At 69.6% G+C, this 2,918-nt stretch carries 4 protein-coding genes; all 4 read right to left on the bottom strand.

Features of this window, described 5'->3' with window-relative positions:
• A partial coding sequence (locus tag GJV64_RS13220) for an AAA family ATPase (protein ID WP_164157804.1) occupies positions 1-217 on the bottom strand: 217 nt, incomplete at its 3' end.
• The gene (locus GJV64_RS13215; protein ID WP_164157801.1) at positions 214-915 is read right to left on the bottom strand and encodes an NUDIX hydrolase; all 702 of its coding nucleotides are present in this window, start codon (positions 913-915) and stop codon (positions 214-216) included. The genes GJV64_RS13220 and GJV64_RS13215, both read right to left, overlap by 4 nt.
• Positions 916-923: 8 nt before the next feature.
• Positions 924-2,027 carry an NADH:flavin oxidoreductase gene (locus tag GJV64_RS13210; RefSeq protein ID WP_164157799.1) on the bottom strand — a complete coding sequence of 368 codons (1,104 nt, stop codon included), beginning with the start codon at positions 2,025-2,027 and terminating at the stop codon, positions 924-926.
• A gap of 40 nt (positions 2,028-2,067) precedes the next feature.
• A partial coding sequence (locus GJV64_RS13205; RefSeq protein WP_164157795.1) for a tyrosine-type recombinase/integrase occupies positions 2,068-2,918 on the bottom strand: 851 nt, incomplete at its 5' end.

Genomic DNA, 2,918 nt, shown 5'->3' with positions numbered 1-2,918 from the left:
CCACGCTCCAGCCACCGGGGCCGCCCTGGCGCGCGATATCGGCCAGGGCAGCGCCGCGCAGGCCGCGCCCCGGCGCCAGCAGCGACAGGGCTTCGAGGATATTGGTCTTGCCGGCGCCGTTCTCGCCGGTGATCGCCACAAAGGTCCCGGTCACCACCAGTTGGGCGGCGGCATGGTTGCGAAAGTCACCAAGCGCCAGGCGCAGGATGCGGGTCACAGGGTGAGCAGGCGGTGCCGGCCGTTGTCGAAACGGTGATAGGGGATGGGCCGCGCCGGATCATCGAGACGCGCCGCCACGTCCGCCAGGATGGCGCGGGTTATGCTGGGCAGGTCGAGCGCAGCAGCCTCTTCCCAATTGAACCAGGCGATCTCGTCCAGTTCGCCGCAACCGCTGCCGGGATCGAGGCTGGCCAGATGCTCGGCCTCCACGGTGAAGAAGCGCGCGTCAAACCGGCGCGGGCGCACCGGCGGGGTGATGGCGCGGCCAACAAAGCGCAGCGGCGCCAGGTGGGGGAGCCGGCCGGTGGCCAGAAAATCGCGCCATTCCTTCGATCGGGTGCGGGCCATACCCGGTGCGCCCAGCACGAGGCCGGTTTCCTCGAACAGTTCGCGCACCGCCGCCGCCGCAAGCGCCCGCGCCTTCGCAGCCGGCGCCGTGCGCAGCAGCGGGGCGGCCGCTTCGATATCGAGCTCACTGGCGGCCGGCACCCGATAATCCGACGGGTGGATGCGGCCACCGGGGAACACCCACTTGCTGGCCATGAAGACATGGCCCTTGGCCCGGCGGCCCATGAGCACGCGCGGGGATCGGCCATCGCGGCGGATCACCAGCAGAGTCGCGGCGTCCTTGGGCCTGAGCGACCGTTCGCCTGGCGCATTGACCAGGATCGGCACATTGTCTTCATCAACCTGCATCGGCAGCCCTATACCAGCGTCATCAGGCTTTCGGTGGTATAATCCGTCAGTTCGGCGTGGCGGCCATCGCGGACCTTCAACGCCCAGTCAGGATCGACGATCAGCGCGCGGCCCACTGCCACCAGGTCGAACTCGTCGCGCGCTAGCCGGGCCAGCAGATTGTCGAGGCTGGCGGGCTTGGAGGCCTCGCCCTGCATACCGGCCACGAACTCGCCGGTGAGGCCAACGCTGCCCACCGTGATGGTGGGCTTGCCGGTCAATTTCTTCGCCCAGCCGGCGAAGTTGAGGCCGTCATCCCCGTCGATGTCGGGAAACTCCGGCTCCCAGAAGCGGCGCTGCGAGCAGTGGAAGGCGTCCGCCCCGGCATCAGCGAGCGGCCCCAGCCAGGCCAGCAGTTCATCCGGCGTGGGCGCGAGGCGATAGCCGAAATCCTGCTGCTTCCACTGCGACAGGCGGATGATCACCGGGAAATCAGGGCCAACTGCGGCGCGCACCGCCTTCAGCAGCTCGGCGGCAAAGCGCGCGCGTTCCGGAAGCGTGTCGCCGCCCCAGCGATCGCTGCGCCGGTTGGTCTCACCCCAGAAAAACTGATCGATCAGATAGCCATGGGCGCCGTGCAGTTCGACCGCGTCGAAGCCCAGCCGCTTCGCATCGCCGGCGGCACGAGCGAAGGCGGCAATCGCGTCGGCCACTTCGGCATCGCTCATCGCGTGGCCATTCTGCTTGCCCGGCATGTAGAGGCCGGACGGGCTTTCGGCTTCCTCGCCCTTGGGGTTGCGGCGGTTGGGCAGCGCGCCGACATGCCACAGCTGGGGCGCAATGCGGCCCGCGGCGCCGTGCACCGCCGTCACCACCTCGCCCCAGCCATTCAGCGCTGACCCGAAGAAATGTGGCACGTTGGGATCGTTGGCCGCGCCGGTGCGCTCAACCGCGGTGCCTTCGGTGATGATCAGGCCGACACCGCCCTCGGCGCGGCGGCGATAATAGTCGGCCACGTTGGTGCCAGGCTGGCCGCCGGGCGAGAAGCTGCGCGTCATCGGTGCCATGACCACCCGGTTGGGCAGGGTGAGGCCATTCAAGGTGAAGGGGCGGAACAGGGTCTCGGTGCTCATGTGCGCTGGTTAACCGGCAAGCGGCCGCCAAGTCACCTGTTCAATTCGACTCATCGGCCAAGGGATGCCGGGAATTAACGAGCTCCACCAGCGTGGCGGCGGCAACATGGGTATAGATCTGGGTGGTGGCGATATCGGCGTGGCCGAGCAGGGTCTGCACGATCCGCAAGTCCGCGCCGCCTTCCAGCAGATGGGTGGCAAAGGCATGGCGCAGCACATGCGGGGATATGCGTTGCGGCGGGATGCCGGCATCGGCGGCCAGCGACTTGACCAGCTGCCACAGCCTGAGGCGCGTCAGGTGCCCGGCAGCGCTGCCGGCGCGGCCAGCAGGGAACAGATAGCGGCTGCTGGCGGGCACGTGCTGGCTCCACGCCAGCGCGGCGGCTTCGGCGCGGCGCGAGACGGGCACCAGCCGTTCCTTGTCGCCCTTGCCGGTGATCACCATGTGGCCGCGCCCAGCTTTCAACGCATGACGGGGCAGCGCCACCAGCTCGCTGGCCCTGAGGCCCGAGCCATAGAGCAGCTCGATCAGGGCGGACAGGCGCAGGGTGGCGGGATCGTCGGGCGCTGCGGCAAGCTTCTCGGCCAATACCGCGAACAGGCGGGTCACGTCGCCGGCCCCCAGCACCTTGGGCAGCGGCCGCGCCGCCTGCGGCAGCGCCAGATCGCGCCCCGGATCATCGGTGCGCAGGCCTTCGGCCATCAGGAAGGCCAGCAGCTGCCGCACCGCAGAGGCCTTGCGCGCCGCGCTGGCGCGCTTCAGTGGCGCCCAGCTGCGCGCCAGCCGCGCCAGCGCTGCCGAATCGGCGGTCGCCAGGCCGCCCTCCAGAACGGCGCTGGCCTGCGCGAGGTCGCGGCCATAGGCGATGAGCGTGTTCTTCGCCGCGCCGC

The organism is Sandarakinorhabdus rubra, from assembly GCF_010994245.1.
Taxonomy (GTDB): domain Bacteria; phylum Pseudomonadota; class Alphaproteobacteria; order Sphingomonadales; family Sphingomonadaceae; genus Sandarakinorhabdus; species Sandarakinorhabdus rubra.
The sequence above is the reverse complement of the archived record's forward strand: the minus strand, read 5'-3'. Positions and strand labels throughout refer to the sequence as shown.

Coding starts and splice junctions, on each gene's coding strand:
- GJV64_RS13215 (WP_164157801.1), bottom strand. CDS start 915: ATGCAGGTTGATGAAGACAATGTGCCGATCCTGGTCAATGCGCCAGGC.
- GJV64_RS13210 (WP_164157799.1), bottom strand. CDS start 2,027: ATGAGCACCGAGACCCTGTTCCGCCCCTTCACCTTGAATGGCCTCACC.